This is a genomic window from Vibrio sp. HENC-03, assembly GCF_000305755.2.
GTDB lineage: Bacteria > Pseudomonadota > Gammaproteobacteria > Enterobacterales > Vibrionaceae > Vibrio > Vibrio owensii.
In genome coordinates, this window is record NZ_JH976064.1 from 957160 (window position 1) to 979162 (window position 22003).

Sequence of the window (22003 nt, forward strand, 5' to 3'; positions counted from 1 at the left end):
GAAAATTAATAATTATCCTATTTTAAGCAATATTCGCTGCCAAAGTTTTTTTACCTAGCTGATTGAGAGTAATCAGCAAAACAACAATACTAGTTGTGTCGACAGGATGTTGGCGGGAACAGGAAAAAAGCCTAAAGGATTGGGTATCTTCAGGACGAAGATTTGATAGCTTAGGATGAGTTGTCAGCAAGGATGTAGTTAAGCTCTAGGATAGAGTTCGCCCGTCAGGATGATAGGCAAGAATGGACACCGCTAGGAAGGCGATGAACAAGGAACTCGGTTAAAGGACTTAGCCACAATCAAGGATAGATGCAGGGAGCACCTATTAGTAGCCGGATTGCTGCGAAAAAGAATAAGCCCCGTCTGGGAAACCAGGCGGGGTTTTATTTTGCCTGTCATTTATCATCCTCCTCTGCGTTATTCCACGCATCATGCTATTATTTCTACACTTTCTCTCGAAACGCTTTCTTTAATAAACGCTGAGCAAACAACGTCCTATGCTTAATCCAGTTTGGTTACACACATTCAAAACTCTTGTCGAAGTCGGCCACTTTACTCAGACAGCAGAAAAGCTCTATATGACCCAGCCCGGTGTCAGTCAGCACATCAAAAAGCTAGAGCAAGCTTGTCAGCACCCATTGATTAAGCGCGAGAACAAAAGCTTTGAGCTGACAGAGCAAGGCCGAATGGTGTATGCCTACGCGTTAGAGTTGGAAGAGAAAGAGAAAAACTTACTGGAAGATCTAAGCTTCGATGATCCCTTTGCAGGTCATTGCAAACTGGCTTGTTCCGGAGCACTTGCCTTGATGCTGTTTGATCCACTGCTTGAAAAACAAACCCTGCATCGCGGATTGTCGATTCACTTGGAAGCGGCACCGAATCAGTCAATTCTAAATGGGGTTGCTGACGGCCGTATTGATATGGGCATCGTGACATACTCTCCCAACAAGAGTGTTTTCCAAAGTGAACAAATTGGCAGAGAAGCGCTGTGTCTGATCTTACCAAAGTCCTATCATGGAAAGACGTTAACGCCTGAACTGCTTCGAAGTTGCGGCGTGATTGGTCACCCGGATGCTGAACATTATATGACGTTGTTTTTCGACCAATGTGCAGAACCTTTACTCAAAGAGATCAAGGTAAGTGACATGCCATTATCAGGCTACGTTAACCAACTCAGTCAGATTCTATTGCCAGTCAGCAAAGGACTGGGGTTTACCGTTTTGCCCTACAGTGCGGTGGAAAGTTTTCCATTAAGAGAAGAGTTGTATGTGGCTGAGTTAAAACAACCGGTATACGAAGATTTGTTTTTGGTGAGAAAACGCAGCCGCACTCTGCCGCTGCGATACCAGACCATCAAAGAAGTATTATTGGATGTGATTGGCGGGGCTCATCAATGATGTTAGCCACTCTTCGCTGGTAATGCGTTTATCTTGGCAATCCACCCAATATGGTTTGCCAGATAACCAGCTCTTTGACGCGACCTCTTTTATAAACACATCCACAGAATCAACGTCATCTTTGGCGTAATCCCATTTATTGCGCATGTGTTCTGCTGCTTCTTGATTAGTGTACGCCTTGCCGTTGCGGATAAAGGTGCAAGAGGATTGCTCAACTCGTTTTATCAACGTCGAGATATCTTGCTCTACCCCTGCTAGTGCAAAGGTAGGCAGAATGCTTAATGTAAGTAACAACGTCCACTTTGCTTTCATCGCACCTTTATCCTTATCCCTGACCACGTAACTAATAGCAAGTACCTAATACCAAGTAACTACTAATAAGTGACTTAACTATTGTGGTGTTTGGCTGTTTAGCTCAGACATTATTGCCACCATGCCTTCGCAGGCTGAGGCTCCGCAATCGCCAAGCGTTGACCAATCTCAGGGCTAACTAACGTTACACCGCGCTCTTCACTGATGTCTAACGCGCGTTGCATCGGTTCATTCCAATCGTGCATCGATAGATCAAACGTACTGTTGTGAATCGGCATCATTACTTTGCCCTGCACATCAATGTGTGCTTGAACACTTTGCTCTGGGAACATGTGAATGTCTGACCAAAGTTCATTGTATGCGCCAGTTTCGATCATAGTGAAATCAAACGGGCCATACTTTTCGCCAATCTCTTTAAAGCCATTGAAGTAACCAGAGTCACCGCTGAAGAACACTTTGTGTTGTTGTGCATTAATAACCCAGCTGCCCCACAGCGTCGTATCACGGTCTGTCAAACCTCGACCAGAGAAATGCTGAGTTGGAGTCAGTGTATATTCAATGCCGTCGACAGAATGTGACTCCCACCAATCTAGCTCGATCACTTTCTCCTTCGGCACACCCCAGTTAACCAGTAATTGCCCCACTTTTAACGGCACCAAGAAAGTGCCCACTTTGTCACCTAGCACTTTAATAGAAGCTTTATCTAGGTGATCGTAATGGTCATGGCTGATCACCACTACATCGATACTTGGTAAATCTTCTAGCGTAATTGGTGTTTGGTGAAAACGTTTTGGCCCTGCCCATTGCACAGGAGACGCGCGATCACTGAATACAGGATCAGTCATCACCAGTTTGCCATCGAGCTTCATTAACACGCTTGAATGACCTAAACGGTAGATAACGTCATCTTGCTCTTCTAACAGTTGATTCGCCGTCATGACATGAACCGGAATTTCAATCGTTGGTGTTGGATTGAGGCGCTCGGTCGTAAAGTAGGCTTTCATGATGCCGAACATGTCACCCAAGCTGCTTTTGTATTCCAACTCTGTGTTTGCAAATTTGTCCGGGTATGTTGGCGCTTTTTCAGTATCAACATTAGAACAAGAAATCATTGATGTACCCATCGCGAACGCTCCTACTGTGGCTAGCAAAGTTTTTTTCATAAAAAGTTAACCCGAACAAAAGTAAACTACACGGTGCAGTTTACATTCTAATTATCAAAAGTAAACTACTTAGTGTAAAATAGATCCAGAAATGATCTTCTTAACTCGGCAAGTTTATGAATGTAAAAAGAAAAGGTCGCAGTGAGACCAAAAGAGAAGCCATCCTGTGCGCAGCAAAGCAAGCATTCCAAGAGTTTGGGGTGCAAAACACCAGCATGGATAAGCTCTCTGCTATTGCGCAAGTCTCCAAGCGCACGGTCTACAACCACTTCCCTTCTAAAGAAGCGATCGTGACAGAGTTACTAACGGAACTATGGCGTTCTTCAATGATGGATAGCGACATTGAACGTTTACCAACACTCCCGCTAAAAGATCAACTGGTCGAATTGCTGTACAGCGAAATTATCGTGGTAACCGCACCTGACTATATTGAATTGGCGAAAGTGGCTTTCGGACATTTCTTGTTTAAGCCGGAAGATCTCAAAGAACAAGCGGAACACATGTCGAAGCAAGAAACGGCCTTGTACCGCTGGCTCACTCAACAATCAGAAAAAAACACATTGAAGGTTAATGATGTGGACGTGGCAAGCATTCAATTGCACAACTTAATTAAAGGCAGCGCATTCTGGCCACAATTGATGGGGATGCGAGCTTCGCTAACCTTGGAAGAATCTAGAGTTTTAGCCACCCAAACGGCTGAACTCTTCCTAAGTCATTACTTAGTTCAATAACAAAAAGCGGCTGAATGGCCGCTTTTTTGTGATTTGTGCCATAGTAAATTGATGAAATTTTGACTCATTTTTCTTTTTCATTCCCTTGACAGTCGCATGCAGCAAGGCGTGAGAGTTCGATAAATTATTTTTGTCGTATCGACGATATTTTTTCGTTTTCATCTACTGAGAAAACGCCCTAAGGTTCGCACCTCTGACGACGTGGTTGTCCAACCACAATTCTAAGTCGCTGAAGAGAGTGGATTCTGTCACATCAATTACACCCACTCACTATACTCTATACTTACATTTTTAATTTGGTACTGACTTACTAAGGAATTGCCATGCGTATTGCTATTCTTTCTCGTAATGAGAATCTATATTCAACCATGCGCCTAAAGCAGGCGGGTGAAGAGCGCGGACATCAAGTTGATGTTATCGATACTCTGCACTGTTATATGGATATTACGAGTAACAACCCTAAGATCCGTTACATGGGTGAAGAATTGCCAAAGTACGACGCGGTTATTCCACGCATCGGTGCATCTATCACTTTCTACGGTACAGCAGTTGTACGTCAGTTTGAAATGATGGGCACATTCTGTGTGAACGAGTCAGTAGCAATCAGCCGCTCTCGTGACAAGCTACGCTCTATGCAGCTGCTATCACGTAAAGGCATTGGTCTACCTCGCACAGGTTTTGCTCACCACCCTGACAACATTCAGGACGTGATCAAAAACGTTGGCGGCGCACCATTGGTTATCAAGCTACTTGAAGGTACTCAAGGTATCGGTGTTGTTCTTGCTGAGACTACGAAAGCAGCAGAAAGTGTTATCGAAGCATTCATGGGCCTAAAAGCAAACATCATGGTGCAAGAGTTCATTGAAGAAGCAAACGGCGCAGACATCCGTTGTTTCGTAGTGGGTAACAAAGTTATCGCAGCAATGAAACGCCAAGCAAAAGAAGGCGAGTTCCGCTCTAACCTTCACCGTGGTGGTTCTGCTCAGCTTGTAAAACTAAGCAAAGAAGAGCGCGCAACTGCAATCAACGCAGCGAAAGTGATGGGTCTAAACCTATGTGGTGTTGATATTCTTCAATCGAAGAACGGCCCAGTGGTAATGGAAGTGAACTCTTCTCCAGGCCTTGAAGGTATCGAATCAGCAACTGAGAAAGACGTTGCAGGCATGATCTTCGACTTCATCGAGAAGAACGCAAAACCAAACGCTAACCGTACTCGCGGTAAAGGCTGATAATTGTTTGAGTGAGAGTCTGATAAATGGCTCTCTTTTAACTCATCGCTAGGATGACACTATGAATCAGAAAATGATCATTGGGAACGCCGAAGCAATTTGCTTACCTGAGTTAGGGATTACTCACCTTGAAGCGCGTATTGATACAGGCGCACAGACTTCTTCTCTGCACGTAGATAACCTAGAGTGCACTGAACAAGACGGTCAGTCATACGTAGAGTTCGATCTACACCCAGATGTTTACCACTTAGAGCAAGTCGTTCGCTGTAAAGCTCCACTGAAGGCGAACCGCAAAGTGAAATCATCAAACGGTACTTTCGAACACCGCTGCGTGATCACAACGATGCTGCGCATGGGCGACCAAGAGTGGCCAATCGACATCACGCTAACTAACCGTGAAAAGATGACTTACATGATGTTGTTAGGTCGTCAGGGTATGGCAGACAAAGTTCTGGTAGACCCGAGCCAATCTCACTTATTGGCTCCATAATCCCCGTAGCTTCAGATGAGCGAACTCCGTGGTCGCTCATCTGGCTCTTCTCTGATTTTCTAGCTGCCCTTCTCCTGTCTATCGTTCTTCCTTTTCAGAACAGAACGCATTAATCCTTTCAGTTTTATCTTCGTTACTCGCCAATGCGTAATGGGTCTAACCGGTGCGGTATTGATGATGTGTTGATACGCGTCTTCATCAAACTCAACCTCTCCCCCATGTGCCGCCAATAAGCAGCTTGGTTTCATCTCAAAAACGCGCTTTAACGAGCTTCGATATTGGTTAGGATGAAAGATAGGAAATGGCGCGATCAAATGGCTTTTTACCTGCACCATTAAATCCGCCACGTACAACACACTCTGTTCGGCGTGATAAACCGATAAATCCCTGTCGGTATGCCCCGGTGTTTCCAATATCTGCCAATCAGCAAAACCGGGAATCACCTCTCCATCCACCAGCTCAATATCTGGCTTTAGTTTTCGCGAATACCATAAGTTGCGCTTGGGTTTGCGCATTCGGTTCGCCATCCAACGTGCCAAAATCAAATCCGTAAGATGCATTAGCCAACCATCAAAACCGCCATACCAATGCGTGTCTCGTTTTGCTGCCAATAGCTTGCAGCCCGTCAAATCTCTTAGCTTGTGCGCCGCACCAGCATGGTCTGGGTGCATGTGGGTAACGACGACCAACTTTAGGTCTGTGAACGGGCGATTGAGCTGGTGCTCGATAAAATCTTTGAGATGAGGTATATCCGCTCGACTTGCGCCATCAAGCAGCATCAATTTGTCTGGATACTCGGCAAGATACATGGTTTGGATGTATCCCTGAATTCTGTGCAGCTGCAAAACATGTCCTTGTTTTGTTGAGTCTTTGTTCTTATTTTTTGTCGACCAATTCCTTACTGGTCAGACCAAATATAACAGCAGAATGGACAGTCTGTTAAATAAATGTTTACACCAACCATCAACAACAGTTGTTAATCGAAAGCACAAATTTTAATCATTAGACTCTGGTTGGGTTTTATCCGTTAATGCGCGCACACGGAGTTCGTGTCAGGGTATGAGGTTAGCGCCTCATGATTTGCTTTTTTGTATTTTCTCCTCTATTTCCAATGAGGGCTTAAATACATTTTTGTGAGAATCGAGTTGGAAAAAGCAACTAAATTAGACCGCATCCGCGCGGACTACAACGTTCACTACTGGAGCCAAGGCTTCTACGGAATTGATGACCAAGGCGAGGTATACGTATCTCCTCGTAGTGACCGTGCACACCAAATCCCTTTCAGTGCGATTGTAAATGAACTAGAAGCTAAGCAGTTGAATCTGCCTGTATTAGTGCGCTTCCCACAAATCGTACACCAACGCGTGCATGGCATTTGCCAAGCTTTCAACCAAGCAATTGAAGAATACCAATATCCAAACAAATACCTGCTGGTGTACCCAATTAAAGTAAACCAACAGCGTGAAGTGGTTGATGAGATCTTAGCAAGCCAAGCACAGCTAGAAAATAAACAGCTGGGTCTTGAAGCAGGCAGTAAGCCAGAGCTATTGGCAGTACTTGCACTGGCTCAACAAGGCAGCTCCGTGATCGTGTGTAATGGCTACAAAGACCGTGAATACGTGCGTCTTGCACTGATCGGTGAAAAGCTAGGTCACAAAGTATTTATCGTACTAGAGAAGCTATCTGAGCTTGATCTAGTACTTGAAGAAGCAAAAAGCTTGGGCGTAACACCACGTCTTGGCTTGCGTATCCGCCTTGCATCTCAAGGTGCGGGTAAATGGCAAGCAAGCGGCGGTGAGAAATCGAAGTTCGGCCTATCTGCGTCTCAAGTATTGAGCGTAATTGATCGTCTAAAACGCGAAGACAAACTGGACACCATGCAGTTGGTTCACTTCCACCTTGGCTCACAGATGGCAAACATCCGTGACGTGCGTAATGGTGTAAACGAATCAGCACGTTTCTACTGTGAATTACGTGCCATGGGTGCAAACATTGATTACTTCGATGTTGGCGGCGGTTTAGCAGTAGACTACGACGGCACGCGTAGCCAATCTTCGAACTCGATGAACTATGGCCTTGCAGAATATGCGCGCAACATCGTAAATACCGTCGGTGATGTGTGTCAGCAGTACGAACAACCGATGCCAGTGATCATCTCTGAATCAGGTCGTTCTTTGACTGCACACCACGCTGTACTTATCTCTAACGTTATTGGTACTGAAACATACCAACCGGAAGAAGTGTTCGAGCCAGCAGCAGACGCCCCATTCTTGCTACAAAACATGTGGCGAAACTGGGAGAACCTGCAAGATGGTACGGATGCGCGTGCATTAATTGAAATTTACAACGATACCCAAAGCGATTTGGCTGAGGTTCACTCACAATTCGCTACTGGCGTACTGAACCTTGAACAACGTGCGTGGGCAGAGCAACTGTCGCTGCGCATTTACTTCGAGCTAAGTCGTCAAATGAGTACCAAGAACCGTTTCCACCGTCCTATTTTGGATGAGTTGAGCGAACGTCTTGCAGACAAGTTCTTCGTGAACTTCTCTCTTTTCCAGTCCCTGCCAGATGCATGGGGTATTGATCAGGTATTCCCTGTTCTGCCGCTTTCTGGTCTTGGCGATGTGGAAGAGCGTCGTGCGGTGATGTTGGACATCACTTGTGACTCCGATGGCGCAATTGACCATTACGTTGATGGCCAAGGCATTGAGAGCACACTACCAGTACCAGCATGGAGCAACGACAAACCGTACCTAATGGGCTTCTTCCTAGTAGGCGCATACCAAGAGATCCTTGGTGACATGCACAACCTATTTGGTGATACCCACAGTGCAGTAGTCAATGTTGATGAAGAAGGTCAATTTGAGATCAGCTACATCAACGAAGGTGATAGCGTAGAAGACATGATGCGCTACGTTCACATCGACGTAGATGCGATTCGTGACAATTACAAACAATTGGTTTCAGCACGTGTTGAAGCCAGTGAACAAGAACAAATCCTAGCTGAACTAGAACAAGGTTTGGCAGGCTACACCTATTTAGAGGACTTCTGATATGAATGATTTGTTTACTAAAACCGATTATTCGCTTTACTCCAACTCTATGTCGTTTCTACGTCGACCGTACATCAAAAATCCAGTATCGGCAGACGCAGACGTTGTAGTGCTAGGGGTTCCTCTGGACATGGCGACTTCAGGTCGTCCTGGTGCGCGTATGGGTCCAGATGCGATCCGCCGTGCGTCAGTAAACCTTGCTTGGGAAGGCAAGAAGTTCCCTTGGGACTTCAACGTATTTGATAAATTGAAAGTGATCGACGCAGGTGACCTTGTGTTCGATTGTGGTGATGCTGAAGATTTCACTTACCGCCTAGAAGCAGCAACAAGTGAAATTCTAAAGAGCGGAAAGACAATGCTAGGCTTGGGTGGTGATCACTTCATCACGCTACCAATCCTACGTGCTTATGCAAAACACCATGGTCAAATGGCACTGATTCACTTCGATGCGCACACTGACACATACGCAAACGGCAGTTCTTACGACCACGGTACTATGTTCTACCATGCGCCAAAAGAAGGTCTGATTTCTGCGAAGAACTCAGTTCAAATTGGTATTCGTACTGAATATGACCAACAAGATCACGGCTTCAATGTGATCAACGCGATGCAAGCGAACGACATGTCGGTAGAAGAGATTCTGGCAGAGATTCGTCGCACGGTTGCGGATAAGCCTGTGTATGTCACTTTTGACATCGACTGTCTGGATCCTGCGTTTGCTCCAGGTACAGGTACGCCAGTTTGTGGTGGTCTGAACTCAGATAAAATTCTGAAGATCATTCGCGGTTTCGCTGGCATGAACATCGTAGGTATGGACGTAGTGGAAGTCTCTCCTCCTTACGACCACAGCGATGTAACGGCCTTGGCTGGCGCAACTATCGCACTTGAGTTGCTTTACGCCTACGCTTCAGGTCGTGAATAACGAAAGTTGTTCTCAATGAGCACAGTATTTTAAGGGGAGCTTCGGCTCCCTTTTTCGTTTTCAACACCCAATAAAAATAGATTAGATTTTCTAATCCAAATCATAGATTTTTATCTTGCTCAACTTCACACTTTTTGATTGCTAAGTCAGCACTCAAGCTCTAATATCTCGCGCCTAGATTCCCTAATCACTTTGTTTATTTGGCTCTCCTATATGGAGCGCTAAGGCTTTTTACGTCTTAAATTTCTGGAGAGATACGCAAATGTCCGCCTCGTTTCCATTAGCGAAACTTACCTTTTTAATCGCAATTCTGACTGCCGTAGGTCAAATGACTCAAACGATGTACGTGCCTTCTATCGGTCATATGGCGGGTGAGTTCTTGGTATCAGCGTCTTCACTTCAAGCTGTGATGGCGTGTTACCTGATCCCTTATGGTCTATCGCAGTTTGTGTACGGTACGCTTTCTGATCGCCTTGGTCGTAAGCCGATCATCATTGCGGGTTTGATCATCTACATTCTTGGTACTTTGGTGGCGCTATTTGCTCATGAGTACGAATGGTTCCTAGCAGGTAGCTTTATCCAAGGTTTGGGTATCGGTTGTGGCGGGGCGATGTCTCGTACACTGACTCGTGACTGCTTTGAGGGTGCAGAGCTGCACCGCGCAAACAGCTTGATCAGCATGTGTGTAATTTTCTCACCATTGATTGCGCCAGTATTGGGCGGCTACCTAACAGAAGCTTTCGGTTGGCGTTCTAGTTATTTGTTCCTAGCACTATTTGGTATCGCGGTGGTCATCACCATGATGACAAGCATGATGGAAACCTTGCCGAAAGAGCGTCGCAAACATGAGTCTGTGGCAAAGAGCTACAAGTTCGTACTTTCAGACAAACGCTTCCAAGGCTTCTTATTGGTGTTGGTTGCTACGTTCGCAGGCGTAGCAGTATTTGAAGCAGCAGCCGGTGTACTACTAGGTGGCGTACTTGGTTTACCGGCAACCACAGTAAGCTTGCTGTTTGTCTTGCCGATTCCGGGTTACCTAGTCGGTGCAGGTTTATCTAGCTACATCGCACAACGTCGCTCTGAGCGCCGTGCTTTGAATGTTGGTCTAGTGGCTATCTTAGTTGGCTCAGCAGTGGTATTGATTCCGGGTCTGTTTGGTCTCACAACGGCGTTAACTCTGATTGGCGGTGCAACCATTTACTTCTTGGGTGCGGGCATTTTGTTCCCAGCGGCAACAACAGGCGCACTTTCACCGTTTCCATACCACGCAGGTACTGGCGGTGCTATTTTGGGTGGTATGCAAAACCTAGGTGCGGGTATCGCGACGCTGTTGGCTTCGTTCTTCCCGGCGCAAGACCAAATGCCACTTGGTTGTTTGATGATGGCAATGTCGATCATCGCCATGCTTGGTTTGCGTTGGGTTAATCGCAAGCACGATCACTCAAACGAAATGCCATTGGCGATCTAAAATCTGGCTCTCATCACCCAAAAGGGACATGCTGAAAAGTGTGTCCCTTTTTTGTTGCACACATCTTACCCTTTAGCTCTCATCCACCAGCAATTGCATTTAACATCCCATCCAATCTTTGCTAAAAAGAACAGTTGCTTATACAGAAATTATTCGTTTGCCATTCGATATAAATACATTCACTGGAAGAACACAAACGTACTTTTACTCGCAAGATAAATGAATGGCGAAAAAACACGAGAAGAGTACAAAATAAGGATACACAGATGCGTTTCACTTTAACCACGTTGGCCGTATCGGTCGCGCTAGTCGCCGGATGCAGCAATCAAGGATTACCAACCATGAACCATTACTCCCAATCGCAACTCGTTGCTCAACAAACCCAAGCACCCGTTGCTAAAAAAGTCCCTCATGCAATGAATATTCATGGTGATACACGAATCGATAATTACTACTGGATGCGTGATGATGAGCGCCAAGATCCAGAAATCTTGCAACACCTTGAGCAAGAGAATCAGTACGCAGAAACCGTTTTAAAACACACCGAAGCACTGCAAGAACAGCTTTTTGAAGAGATCAAAGGGCGTATTGCAAAAGATGACAATTCAGTACCCGTTCGAAAAGGCAGTTACTACTACTCAAATGAAGTGACAGGCGACAACGAATACGAAGTACATCTGCGTGCAAAAGACTTTGCAGGTAAAGATAAGCAAGTCATCTTAGATGTTAACGAGCTGGCAAAAGAACATGAGTTTTTCAGTATTGGCGGCTTAACGATCAGCCCAAATGAAAACTTGTTGGCTTATGGCGAAGATACCCTGAGTCGCCGTATTTACACCATCAAGATCAAAGACCTCACGACGGGTGAATATCTAAAAGATGAAATTGAAGGTGCATCAAGTGCGATTGCTTGGCAAAACGACAACCAAGCTTTCTACTACATCAAGAAAGACCCGCAAACACTTTTAGGTTATCAGGTTTACCGCCATGTATTGGGCACGCCTCAAACAAGCGATGAGCTAATATACGAAGAAACCGACAGCGCTTACTACACCTTCTTGAGTAAGAGTAAAGACGGTGAGCAAGTTTACATTTGGCACTCAAGTACAGAAACAAGTGGCGTGTCTGTGATTGATGCTAACAACCCGAACGCCAAAGCCGAAGCTTTCTACCCTAGAGAGACTGGTATTGAGTACAGCATCGCTAAATTAGGCGATTGGTACTACATCTACACCAACTATCAAGCCGTAAACTTCCGTTTGATGAAAGTGAAAGCTGAAGAGATGCATGACCGCTCTAAATGGGTCGATGTCATTCCTGCTAACGACAATTCTCAACTAGTCGATTTCGACTTGTTTGACGATCACCTTGTTTATGAGCAGCGTACGAATGGCCTGTCGACCGTGAAGGTTCGTCAATTATCAACAGGCAAAGAGTTTCCACTCGAGTTTAATGATACGGCTTTTGCTGCTTACCTCACGGGCAACCTTGAGCTAGACAATTCAAAAGTTCGCATCTACTACAGCAGCCTGACGACACCGGGGACTTACTATGATTTCGACCTAAATACAGGTGAATCTGAAATCATGAAACAAACACCAGTGCTGGGTGATTTTGATGCCGATAACTACCAGTCAGAGCGAATCATGGTGACTGCTCGTGATGGTAAACAAGTGCCAGTTTCATTGGTTTATCGCAAAGACCTATTCAAGAAAGACGGCACTAACCCAATCTACCAGTACGGTTACGGCTCATACGGCTCCACTATCGAGCCAACATTCCGTTCAACTCGTTTGAGCTTACTTGATCGCGGATTCGTGTACGCAATCGCGCATATTCGTGGTTCAGAAATGCTTGGGCGTCCTTGGTATGAAGATGGCAAAAAGCTGACTAAGCAAAACACCTTCAATGACTTCATCGACGTAACCAAAGGACTTGTTGAAGAAGGCTACGGTGCCAAAGATAAAGTGTTTGCTGTTGGTGGCTCTGCAGGCGGCCTACTGATGGGCGCTATTATCAACCAAGCACCCGAGCTCTACCGTGGTATTGGCGCGCACGTTCCGTTTGTTGATGTCGTAACGACCATGTTGGATGAATCAATTCCTCTAACCACCAACGAATACGATGAGTGGGGCAATCCAAATGACAAAACCTACTACGACTACATGCTGAGCTACTCACCGTACGACAACGTGAAAGCTCAGAATTACCCGAACATGCTAGTGACTACGGGTTTGCATGACTCACAAGTTCAATACTTTGAGCCAATGAAGTGGGTAGCCAAACTTCGTGAAATGAAGACTGATGATAATGTCTTGTTGTTCAAAACCGATATGGAAGCAGGCCACGGTGGCGCTTCTGGTCGATTCAAACGATTAAAAGAAGACGCGCTTGAGTACGCTTTCTTCCTAGATCTGTTGGAGGCCAAATAAGCTTTAGTCATCATTCACTATGAGTCATCGAAAACAATGCCCGCTTTTACGCGGGCATTTTTCAATCTAGATACTCGGTGACATGACTCAGATGAGCTGAACAGAAAGAAAAACGCCTACTCACAGCGAGTAGGCGTTAACACAATAAATGTGTTTAGGCAGTAGAAACTGTCCTATTTATTAGAAGTAGTAACGAGCACCTAGAGTCCAGTAGTCGTTTTCTTCGTTGTTGTAGTCGTTACCTAGGTCAAACTGGTAAGCAGCAAACGTGTAGAAAGATGGCGTCACTGCGTACTCAGCTTGTAGAGCCGTTTCGCTAGTGATTGTTTTGCTGTCTTTATCGTTTTCTACACCTTCGTAGTTAATACTGAATGTCCAATCGTTAACGCCGTAAGCCAATAGACCTTCAAGCTGAGTTGTTTCTTCTAACATATCGTAGAAGTAATCGTTCATACCGTAAACAACTGCTGCGTAGATGCCAGAGCCGTATTTACCGTAGTTAGCAGAGAACACGTGTGATTCAGCAGACTTTGTACCAAGAGTCGCGTTCTTAACGTCACCACCGCTGTATACGTAGCCTAGACCAAACCCAGCTAGCTCTGTGCTAAGCGCGATTTGACCACGTTGCTCATAAGTTGTTGCATTAGAAGTTTGCTCCCCTTGCCAGCCCAAGCCAACATTCAGGCCAAAACCTTCACCAAACTCGAAACCTTTGCGGTAGCTAAGCATTTTATCTGCACGTGCAGTACCTAGGTTACCTTGGTTGTCATATAAGAAGTCGTTGGCAAACGCGATTGGTAAATCCGCAACGCCTGCTACGTCATAGTATGGAGCCCACTGTGTACCAGCAACAACACGGCCGTACTGCTCGTGAGTAGCACCAATGTAACCTAGACGTGTTTTGAATGAAGTATCGCCACCATTAAGGTAGTTCAGTGCCCATTCACCTTTAGCATCGATAGTTACGCCGTTACCGATGTCTTTTTTACCACCGATGTTAATACGAGGAGATACTTGGTGAACCTTTACTTCGTCTTCAAAATACTCACCCACGCCCACAGAAACGTGGCCGCCGATAGAAAGAGATGTGCCATCGCTGTTGTAAACTTCAGCTGCGAAAGCTTGAGAACCACATGCTAGTGCCGCCACTGCAACGGCTAGAGTTTTCATTTTCATTGTTAACATCCATATAGTTGTTTGTACTGGTTCGCCCCGACAGCAAAATAAAATGCATCAATCGCAACGAACAGATAACAAAGTAGTAATGAAATATAAATGAAACAAATACTTTCTTATGCAACTGGTGTTATTTATGACTAATTTTTGATCACGATCCCATAAAAAAAGGGAACTTTTCAGTTCCCTTCATAATTTGTGTGGTGTTTTGCGTGTTACAACTGCCAGCGTGCGAGTGGCTTCTCAGTTTTGATACCTTTACTGCCCCATCGGTCAATAACATCAATTTGCAGTATGCGATCCCGTGAAACTAATGAAGTTAACGTTTTTGACGGGCGTTTATCAGTGATCAGCCACAGAGTTTCATCTTCCTCAAATTGAGCTTTTAAAGATAGTTTCTCTGCCTCTGACCATTCCAATTCTGGTTTGAATTGGCGATCGACCACAAACAGTTGGTTTCCTGATGCAAAATCTTCTAACGATTCACCCAACAATACCACCGAATCGATCTCTTTTTCGAAAATTACTTCTTGTTGTTGATTAATCAGTTCCCGTACGTCCAGCATCAAGGCTTGCTGGTTCTTTTCAATCTGAGCTTGATGTTGAGGGTACACCTTTTGTAGGTCCTCACCAACAATCGCTGCCATTCGAATCAAGTTACTCGGATTCATCCATGCGTATTTCGACGTCTCACCATTATCCAACGTCAATGCCGCAACACCTTGTGCTCTCGGTGAAATCGCTTGAGAGGCATCAATCTCTATCAAGCGCACATTTCCCTGACGCGCATAAACAAAAGTAGGGTCTTGATGCCAAACAGCACCTAGCGTGATCGCTACCGTTGCATTTTTTCCTGCTGCGGTAACTTGTTCATGTCCTTTACTTGCAAACCAATTCACCAAACGCTCAATCCCGTAACGTTTAGGCGGCAAGTAAGTCGTCTCGATATCCGTACCTTGCATCAACTGCTGAGCCAACATGTAGGTCACAGGAGTACTCGTAACGATGTCTTTCGCAAAAGCAAACGGCGCAGTTGTACTCGCTATTGCCAAGCTCAATCCCATAATTATCTTTTTCGTGTTCATATTCGAATATCCAGGTTTAGGCTTTACGCACAATGCGATACATGGTTGCAGTTAAGAAGAAGATTGCCGACACAATGATGATCGACGCGCCAGATGGCACAGGGAGTTCCAACTCCATCGGTAAGACCGTACCAACCAAGCACGCGATGGTCGCCAGCAGTGATGAGAGCAATACAAAGCTCCCCATTCTCTTAGTAAGAAGGCGGGCTGTTGCACCAGGAATCAGCAGCAATGCCCCAACTAATACAGCGCCAATGATCTTCACCGCTGCAATGGTCACAAGCGTGATCATCATGACGAACAAGTAATCGTAGAAGCTGGTATTGAATCCACGGACACGTGCGATATCTGGACTAATACAAGTCAGTAATATGCGGTTAAATGTCGGGATCAAAAGCAATAAAATGATCAAGCAACTCACAGCCAGAATCGTAATGTCTCTGTCTGTTACCGTCAGAATTGAACCAAATAGAACATTCTCTAGCATGTGGATGTTGATCTTGCGTGCCACGTACATCAGCAAGGCTGCACCGACCGCCAGTGCTAGTGCTAGAAATACACCAACTAATGTATCGTAAGGAACATTGGTTCGATTTCGCACGAAATGCAGCAACAGTGCGAAGATCATGCAGAAGCTAAATAATCCAATAAATGGGTTTTCTGGTGGCTCACCAAGCAGTACACCAATCGCAATACCTGTTAGTGCAGCATGGCCGACGGCCTCTGAAAAGAACGCTAAACGCTTGGCAATGACTAGCGTGCCTAACCCACCCAATAAGGGCCCAAGAATAAGCGCAGCCACTATCGCGTTGACCATAAACGCATAAGCAAAACTGTCACTTAACCAACCCGCTTCCACACCATGCAGAGCGAGATCTCTTAACCAATCCATTACGCCGCCTCCACTTTTGCTGTGTAGTGCTTAAACAGAGACTCGATACGTTCTGGACTCAATACTTCTGAATGGTGCCCTGACGCAACAATTTGACGATTCACGACATGGACCTGAGCATCCAAACGACGTACAGCCGTCACATCATGATGCACAGCAAGCACGGTTTTTCCTTCCCCAACAACTTCATGAATTAAACTTTCAAGGTAACGAACACCTTGCTCATCCATGCCCGTCGTTGGCTCATCCAAAACAAGCAGACTTGGATCGTCTAATAACGCTTGAGCGAACAAAACACGCTGCTGCTCACCACCCGATAGCTGTCCCATTCGGCGATCACTACGCGAAGCCATACCAACGCGCTCTAGTTGAGCAAGCGCTTGTTGAGTTTGCTTGGTCTTACGTCGCCAAAACAGAGGCACTCTGGTTTGGTTAAGCAAAACGAAATCCATAACCGTGAGCGGCAGACTGGCTTCAAACATGGCTTTTTGCGGTACATAGCCGATTTTCGCAGCATGTTTGCTGTCTGGCCAATGGACAGAAATGTCACCAGTAAATGGGGTTAAGCCCAAAACAGAGCGCAAAAGAGAGGTCTTCCCGCCACCGTTAGGCCCCATGATGACGTGACATTGGCCAGCTTCAAATTGGGTTTGAATGTCTTGCAGAATCAGGTTGTCGCCATATTGAAGGCTTACCCCGTCGAGAGAGATAGAGGGCCCTAACATCAAGCTTTCTCCTGTTCGTGCTTGCTTGCAACGAACTTCATCGCTTCAATCAGAGTTGCGACGTTCTCACGCATTTCGACTTCAACCTTATTGGCTTCGTATTCGCCATGAGTCATGTGAGAAAAACGGTAAAGCTGAACACCGGTCGCTTCTTCGATCGTGTCAACAAAGCGGTTGGGCATGTTTAACTCGTAAAACAGCACATCAATACCAGATTGACGAATCTTCTCTATGGTTTCTTGTAACTGGCTTGCGCTTGGCTCTACACCATGAGCAGGTTCGATAACTGCTGCGACGTCAACGCCGAATTCCTGCAAGATGTAACCATAAGCATTATGCGTAGTAGCGACCTTCATACCTGCTGTATCAAGTTGCCCCAAAGACAACATCGCATCACGCTTTAAAAGGCGAAACGTTTTTGCGTAAGAGCGCGCATTCTTTCGATAAAACGCCGCGTTTTCTGGGTCGAGTTTGCTTAGCTCACTCGCAATCGTGTAAACCTTTTGAATCGTGGTCGATAGGCCCACAAACGTATGTGGATTCACTGCGCCTTTACCGACTGATTGACCCATCGCAGGTAGCAGTGGCACTTCTTTGTTCGCCTCTATCACCACGAGGTCGTCACGTTGTGAAGCTTGAATCACTTTAAGAGCAAAATCATCGTGGCCGATACCATTGACCACAATCACATCCATTTGCTTCAAACGCTTTAGATCATTAGGTTGAGGTAAATAGTTATGAGGGTTAAAACCTGCATCCACCAGCGGTAGAATTTCTGCTTTGTCACCGACCACAGCTTTCACATAGCTGTAGTATGGTTGAAGAGTAATACCAATATTGAGCTTATCTGCTGCGAAGCTCGATGAAGCTACTGCCAGCAATGCACTAGCCGTTATAATTCGACGTAGAAAAGATCGTTTCATCATAGTTGTTATCGTTAAAATTGAGCTTAATGGGCGTGAGCATTTGAAGACGTAGCAGGGACAAGAACTATTTGTTGCCAACCTTGCTTCTGGCGTTCGCTTATTTCCGCAAGAGACAAATCAGATGCCTTTGTTGTAGATTGAATAAACCAAATGTCGGCGTGTTCATTACGACTATCGAGAAGCATGGAAGCCGCGCCTATTTCATCTTGCCTTACACCGAGGTAAATCCCTGCATCTAACCGTTGCCATTGGTGAGAGCCTTTGCGCTGCCAGCTTTGGTCTTGCACAAATGGGGCAACCCAAAATTCTTCCAATTCGCTGACGGCAGGCCACTCGCCAGCATCTAGATGAAGATCTCGAATTTCTTCATGGGCCAACTTTAGCTCGGCAATCATCGCAAGTTCTTCTTGTTCAAGATCAGTGATGAGAACTTGATGGGCTAGCACTTCGGTATGTTCTGTCTCGGCTTGATGGTGAGGCAGCAAAATCGTGGAGACCGCAAGAATACCTGCGATGGTTAGAGCAACCCATTTACCTTCTCGACTGCCGTTATCCGGTCTGATCTTCTGGGTAATCATTTCTCTTTTAACTCAACGATATCCACTTCTACTGGGTTTTCATGCCCCGCATCGAAAACCAAATAAAAATCGGTTTGAGGATGTGTGAACTCAGCAATGGAGCGTTTATCTGTCGTTACTTTGGCGATCAAGTTATCGTCGTAATCGTACATTTCAACGTCATAGTCCACTGCGGTAGAACCGTCTGAATAGCCTGCCTCGCAAATCACTTTATCTTGCTCTAAATGGCAACTCATCAATGGAAAGTGCGCGAACGCTTGAGAAGAGATAAAACCAGCAACCAATACTGAGGATTTAAAAATAGAAACGTTTTTCATGATGCATCCAAATTGGCTCAGCGAAGGGCTGAGCCAAATTTTGATTAGTTAAGTTGAGTTTCAAATGTTAGGTGAACGTTCATGCTTGCTTTGTCCGCAAGTGGATCGTTTTTCAGCTCACCCTTGTAGTTTGCTTTCATTAGGTAGCGACCCGCTACATCTGGAGTGAAGGTGATTTTTCCATCCTTGTCACTGACTACATCGATTTGCTCTTGGTGGTTGCGATACAGAGTACCTTCACGCGTAATTTCCGCCGTGACACCTTGCTGAGGCTCGCCGTTAAAGAAGAATTGGAATGTCACTTCTTCACCTTCAATAATGTCTGAAGGGTGCGTAATCGGCTTCATTTCTAACAGCTTACCTTCAAGCTCTAGCGCCTTTTCTGTTGGCATACCAACCGTTACATAGCTTTCTGCACGTGTGTAGCTAAGTTGGGTAACGACATCGCGTGCTTTTTCAGGAATCACGCTTGCGCGATCTGCTTTGCTCGCTTTCGCCCACTTAACCGTGTCACGACGGCCTGCTTTGTACTGGGTGTAGTAGCTAGGTTGGTTATTGATAGCCACTTTGTGTGTGCCCTCTTCAACAAAGAAGAAGTCGAACATTGAACGACGCTTGCCGCGTACGACAAAATTCGGGCGCTCAGAACGACCATCTGGCATGATCACGAACGCTTGCTCGCTACCTGCTGGCTTATCGAATACAAACGTACCGTGAGACGCTGTCACATCGAACGTTAACCAATCACCGCCTTCTTTTGATACCGTAAAGTGAGAAGGGAGAACCCAACGAGGGTGCGCTTGTGCTGTTGTCGCGGCCGTTAGCCCCATTGCCATTACACTTGCTAATGCCACCGCTTTCATTTTGGTTTTCATTGTTATTCCTTCTCTATCACTTAACTTGGTAGTTGACGGTAATGACGCCCGTCTCTTCGGTTGGTTTTATTTGGTAGCGCACTTCACTGTCCGCTAACTGCATTTTTTGACGTAGGTAATTACGGCCACCGTGTTCACGTACGACTTCTACATGTAGGGTGTAATTGCCCTGTTCGAGTCGTTGACCATCATCATTAGTGCCATCCCAAACAAATCGGTATTGGCCTGCAGGTCGAGTGGCTGACGTTACGGCATCGACCAATTCGCGATCGTAACGACCCACTTTGCGCCACCAGCTACGAAGATCTTTTAACCACTCATCTTTACCTACCCAAAGCTGAATGGTTTTGACTGGTTTGCGCTTTTCATCTTCGATCCATACTGCGACATAAGGTCTTGCGTACATCGAGGTATCAATCTTTGGTAGCTCAAACTCAAAGTCGACTTTGGCATTCTCTGGGAAAGGAGCGGCCATAAGCGGCAAAGGAGATAAAGCCGCGATCAATGCGGCTTTACTAAACGAGTGACGGCGAAAAATTCGGCCCATGTTTAACATTGGTTTTTTCTCTGAATAGGCTGTTATGGCACAGCGAAAAAATAAATAACGAGTGATAACGCAGTGCCAAAACTCATCCACTGCATTGATGTTCTAAAAGTCTTTTTCTTTGGAAGCAGCAAACACACACCTGTCAGCACAAAAAACACCATTAGCAAGGCTGTTATGTCGATAAACCATTTCCACGTATCGCCACTGTTGCGACCTTTATGTAGGTCGTTTAGCAGCGCAACCATACCGTAGTTAGTGGTTTCAACTTCAGCTTCACCCGTCGTCATATCGACGAAAACGGTGGCGTTGTAGCCCGGGCCTTTGAAATCTAAAGAGAGTTCACCAATCATCAATTCACCATCCTCAACTTCGGTATACACATCGAGTGCTGATGGTGTGCCTCGTAGGTCTGTTTCTTGTGTTAAGAAACTCAACAGGGCAGAGCGATTGGGTTGGAAGCTTCCTTCATTCGCAAATAGTTGCTCGGAAGGGACTGTGAGTGTGTGTTGCTGAATGATAGGTTCACTGCGCTCAAACAGTTCTGGGCGGTTCAACGTAATACCAGTTAACGCAAAAAACAGTGTCACCAATAAAAGAGCCATAGAAATGTAAATGTGCAGACGGCGTGCCCAAGTCTGGACGCCTTTGCTTTTGAGCAGCATAGAAAACAATCATCACCAGTAAATGAGGGAGTAATTTAGGTGATAATCATTCGTATTGGCATTTAATTTACATTGTTTACGTTTGGTCAAAAAGCATTGCTCCCGTCGATACTGACGGGAGCAAATAAGAGGGGGGCGTTATCGAGCGAGAATGGGATAAGTAAAGAAAACCAAGTGACAGAAATTAAACGCGAAGTGAGCGAGCACAGCGCACCATAAACGGCCAGTAAAATGGAAGACCAAACCGTACCCAGCCCCAGCAAGCGCGGCAAATATCATTAATAGTGGACCACCAGAAAAATGAGCCAAGCCAAACAAAAGACTCGCTACTACCAAGCCGACTCGCCAGTCAAAGCGGCGGGATAGCGACTGTTGTATAAATCCACGAAATAGCGCTTCTTCTGCCACACAAGTCAGGACTAAGTTGTTCAAAACAAATAACCACCACCAAGATGGCAAACTCAATTCAGGTTTTAAAGCACCAAGCGCTGACGCAATAGGCAACAATAGAAGTAAAGGAATCATCACCAGCAATGCCGGTTTGACTCTTACCTTTGACTCACCACCTAGCAAAATCGGATAAGCCAGTAAGAGTGCAAAGAAGGCAAGCGGCTTGTCTAAGTTAAGGTACATAGAGAATGGAGCACTTAACGGCCCCGCAGATACCTTGTCGAGCACTTGCAGATTATTAAATCCCGGGATCAGATGGACAAACAACAAGACACACCAAACGATCACGATTCCCCACCCCAAATAGAAAATGGGTTTCGTTTTTGGCTTCACTTTTAGCCTTGAAGCGAGACTGGGAATTCGGTATGACACGCCAAGCACAAACAAAGAGCCGACCAAGGCGATAAGCTCAATACGGCCAAGAATGAAGCCACTAACCAAGGTGATGCCAACCAATACGAGTGCGACTCCAGTGTGGCGGAGAAAAGCCACTGCTATCGCCAAAATTAACGGACACCATAGCCAGATGTCAGAATCGAGAATCATTGTATTATCCTTATAAACAAAAGC

22 protein-coding genes are annotated in these 22003 nt (G+C 45.6%); 8 read left to right on the plus strand and 14 right to left on the minus strand.

Features of this window, described 5'->3' with window-relative positions; all coding sequences use genetic code 11:
• Window positions 1-497: 497 nt before the first annotated feature.
• Complete coding sequence (locus tag VCHENC03_RS19095) at window positions 498-1397, plus strand: LysR family transcriptional regulator (protein ID WP_009705116.1); 900 nt, start codon at window positions 498-500, stop codon at window positions 1395-1397.
• Here VCHENC03_RS19095 and VCHENC03_RS19090 read toward each other — a convergent pair.
• Together VCHENC03_RS19090 and VCHENC03_RS19085 are read right to left on the minus strand one after the other, a co-directional pair.
• Window positions 1365-1709, minus strand: coding sequence for a DUF5329 family protein (locus VCHENC03_RS19090; RefSeq protein ID WP_009705117.1), 345 nt, complete (start codon window positions 1707-1709; stop codon window positions 1365-1367). The two genes, VCHENC03_RS19095 and VCHENC03_RS19090, sit on opposite strands and share 33 nt — an antisense overlap.
• A gap of 110 nt (window positions 1710-1819) precedes the next feature.
• Window positions 1820-2833: an MBL fold metallo-hydrolase gene (locus VCHENC03_RS19085; protein WP_009705118.1), complete on the minus strand. Its 1014-nt coding sequence runs from the start codon at window positions 2831-2833 to the stop codon at window positions 1820-1822.
• A 155-nt stretch (window positions 2834-2988) separates the two neighbouring features.
• Here VCHENC03_RS19085 and VCHENC03_RS19080 point away from each other — a divergent pair, with 155 nt between their 5' ends.
• The 3 genes from VCHENC03_RS19080 (at window position 2989) to VCHENC03_RS19070 (ending at window position 5322) form a co-directional block, all read left to right on the plus strand.
• A complete protein-coding gene (locus tag VCHENC03_RS19080) occupies window positions 2989-3603 on the plus strand; it encodes a TetR/AcrR family transcriptional regulator (protein ID WP_009705119.1) in 615 nt (204 codons plus the stop codon).
• 323 nt (window positions 3604-3926) lie between these two features.
• The gene (gene rimK, locus VCHENC03_RS19075; RefSeq protein WP_005438260.1) at window positions 3927-4832 is read left to right on the plus strand and encodes a 30S ribosomal protein S6--L-glutamate ligase; all 906 of its coding nucleotides are present in this window, start codon (window positions 3927-3929) and stop codon (window positions 4830-4832) included.
• Between the two features lie 61 nt (window positions 4833-4893).
• Entirely contained in the window at window positions 4894-5322 is a 429-nt protein-coding gene (locus VCHENC03_RS19070) for an ATP-dependent zinc protease family protein (RefSeq protein ID WP_005432588.1), read from the plus strand.
• A gap of 59 nt (window positions 5323-5381) precedes the next feature.
• On the opposite strand, the gene VCHENC03_RS19065 is transcribed toward VCHENC03_RS19070, so the two are convergent.
• The gene (locus VCHENC03_RS19065) at window positions 5382-6131 is read right to left on the minus strand and encodes an MBL fold metallo-hydrolase (RefSeq protein WP_009705120.1); all 750 of its coding nucleotides are present in this window, start codon (window positions 6129-6131) and stop codon (window positions 5382-5384) included.
• 336 nt (window positions 6132-6467) lie between these two features.
• Here VCHENC03_RS19065 and speA point away from each other — a divergent pair, with 336 nt between their 5' ends.
• From speA to VCHENC03_RS19045, 4 genes are all read left to right on the plus strand, one after another.
• Window positions 6468-8378 carry an arginine decarboxylase gene (gene speA / locus VCHENC03_RS19060; protein WP_009705121.1) on the plus strand — a complete coding sequence of 637 codons (1911 nt, stop codon included), beginning with the start codon at window positions 6468-6470 and terminating at the stop codon, window positions 8376-8378.
• A gap of 1 nt (window position 8379) precedes the next feature.
• A complete protein-coding gene (gene speB, locus VCHENC03_RS19055) occupies window positions 8380-9300 on the plus strand; it encodes an agmatinase (RefSeq protein ID WP_005432598.1) in 921 nt (306 codons plus the stop codon).
• Between the two features lie 262 nt (window positions 9301-9562).
• Window positions 9563-10768 (plus strand): multidrug efflux MFS transporter EmrD, encoded by a 1206-nt coding sequence (emrD, locus tag VCHENC03_RS19050; protein WP_009705122.1) that lies wholly within the window; start codon window positions 9563-9565, stop codon window positions 10766-10768.
• 266 nt (window positions 10769-11034) lie between these two features.
• Window positions 11035-13200 (plus strand): S9 family peptidase, encoded by a 2166-nt coding sequence (locus VCHENC03_RS19045; RefSeq protein ID WP_032802197.1) that lies wholly within the window; start codon window positions 11035-11037, stop codon window positions 13198-13200.
• A 180-nt stretch (window positions 13201-13380) separates the two neighbouring features.
• On the opposite strand, the gene VCHENC03_RS19040 is transcribed toward VCHENC03_RS19045, so the two are convergent.
• The 11 genes from VCHENC03_RS19040 to VCHENC03_RS18990 all read right to left on the minus strand — a co-directional run bounded on the left by VCHENC03_RS19040 (window position 13381) and on the right by VCHENC03_RS18990 (window position 21979).
• Window positions 13381-14376, minus strand: a complete 996-nt coding sequence (locus VCHENC03_RS19040; RefSeq protein ID WP_009705124.1) for a porin — start codon at window positions 14374-14376, stop codon at window positions 13381-13383.
• A 215-nt stretch (window positions 14377-14591) separates the two neighbouring features.
• Window positions 14592-15461, minus strand: a complete 870-nt coding sequence (locus VCHENC03_RS19035; RefSeq protein WP_032802200.1) for a metal ABC transporter solute-binding protein, Zn/Mn family — start codon at window positions 15459-15461, stop codon at window positions 14592-14594.
• Window positions 15462-15477: 16 nt separating this feature from the next.
• A complete protein-coding gene (locus VCHENC03_RS19030) occupies window positions 15478-16353 on the minus strand; it encodes a metal ABC transporter permease (protein ID WP_009705126.1) in 876 nt (291 codons plus the stop codon).
• A complete protein-coding gene (locus VCHENC03_RS19025; RefSeq protein ID WP_009705127.1) occupies window positions 16353-17078 on the minus strand; it encodes a metal ABC transporter ATP-binding protein in 726 nt (241 codons plus the stop codon). The genes VCHENC03_RS19030 and VCHENC03_RS19025 overlap by 1 nt, the downstream gene beginning before the upstream one ends.
• Window positions 17078-18004 (minus strand): metal ABC transporter solute-binding protein, Zn/Mn family, encoded by a 927-nt coding sequence (locus VCHENC03_RS19020; protein ID WP_032802202.1) that lies wholly within the window; start codon window positions 18002-18004, stop codon window positions 17078-17080. The genes VCHENC03_RS19025 and VCHENC03_RS19020 overlap by 1 nt, the downstream gene beginning before the upstream one ends.
• Before the next feature lie 23 nt (window positions 18005-18027).
• On the minus strand, window positions 18028-18582 hold the full coding sequence (locus tag VCHENC03_RS19015) for a DUF6162 family protein (protein ID WP_009705129.1): 555 nt from the start codon (window positions 18580-18582) through the stop codon (window positions 18028-18030).
• Window positions 18579-18899: a hypothetical protein gene (locus VCHENC03_RS19010; protein ID WP_009705130.1), complete on the minus strand. Its 321-nt coding sequence runs from the start codon at window positions 18897-18899 to the stop codon at window positions 18579-18581. The genes VCHENC03_RS19015 and VCHENC03_RS19010 overlap by 4 nt, the downstream gene beginning before the upstream one ends.
• Window positions 18900-18943: 44 nt before the next feature.
• Window positions 18944-19774 carry a DUF4198 domain-containing protein gene (locus tag VCHENC03_RS19005; RefSeq protein ID WP_009705131.1) on the minus strand — a complete coding sequence of 277 codons (831 nt, stop codon included), beginning with the start codon at window positions 19772-19774 and terminating at the stop codon, window positions 18944-18946.
• A 16-nt stretch (window positions 19775-19790) separates the two neighbouring features.
• Window positions 19791-20330, minus strand: coding sequence for a DUF2271 domain-containing protein (locus tag VCHENC03_RS19000; protein ID WP_009705132.1), 540 nt, complete (start codon window positions 20328-20330; stop codon window positions 19791-19793).
• Window positions 20331-20353: 23 nt separating this feature from the next.
• A complete protein-coding gene (locus VCHENC03_RS18995; protein WP_009705133.1) occupies window positions 20354-20983 on the minus strand; it encodes a PepSY-associated TM helix domain-containing protein in 630 nt (209 codons plus the stop codon).
• A 138-nt stretch (window positions 20984-21121) separates the two neighbouring features.
• Window positions 21122-21979, minus strand: a complete 858-nt coding sequence (locus VCHENC03_RS18990) for a CPBP family intramembrane glutamic endopeptidase (RefSeq protein WP_009705134.1) — start codon at window positions 21977-21979, stop codon at window positions 21122-21124.
• Window positions 21980-22003 lie beyond the last annotated feature (24 nt).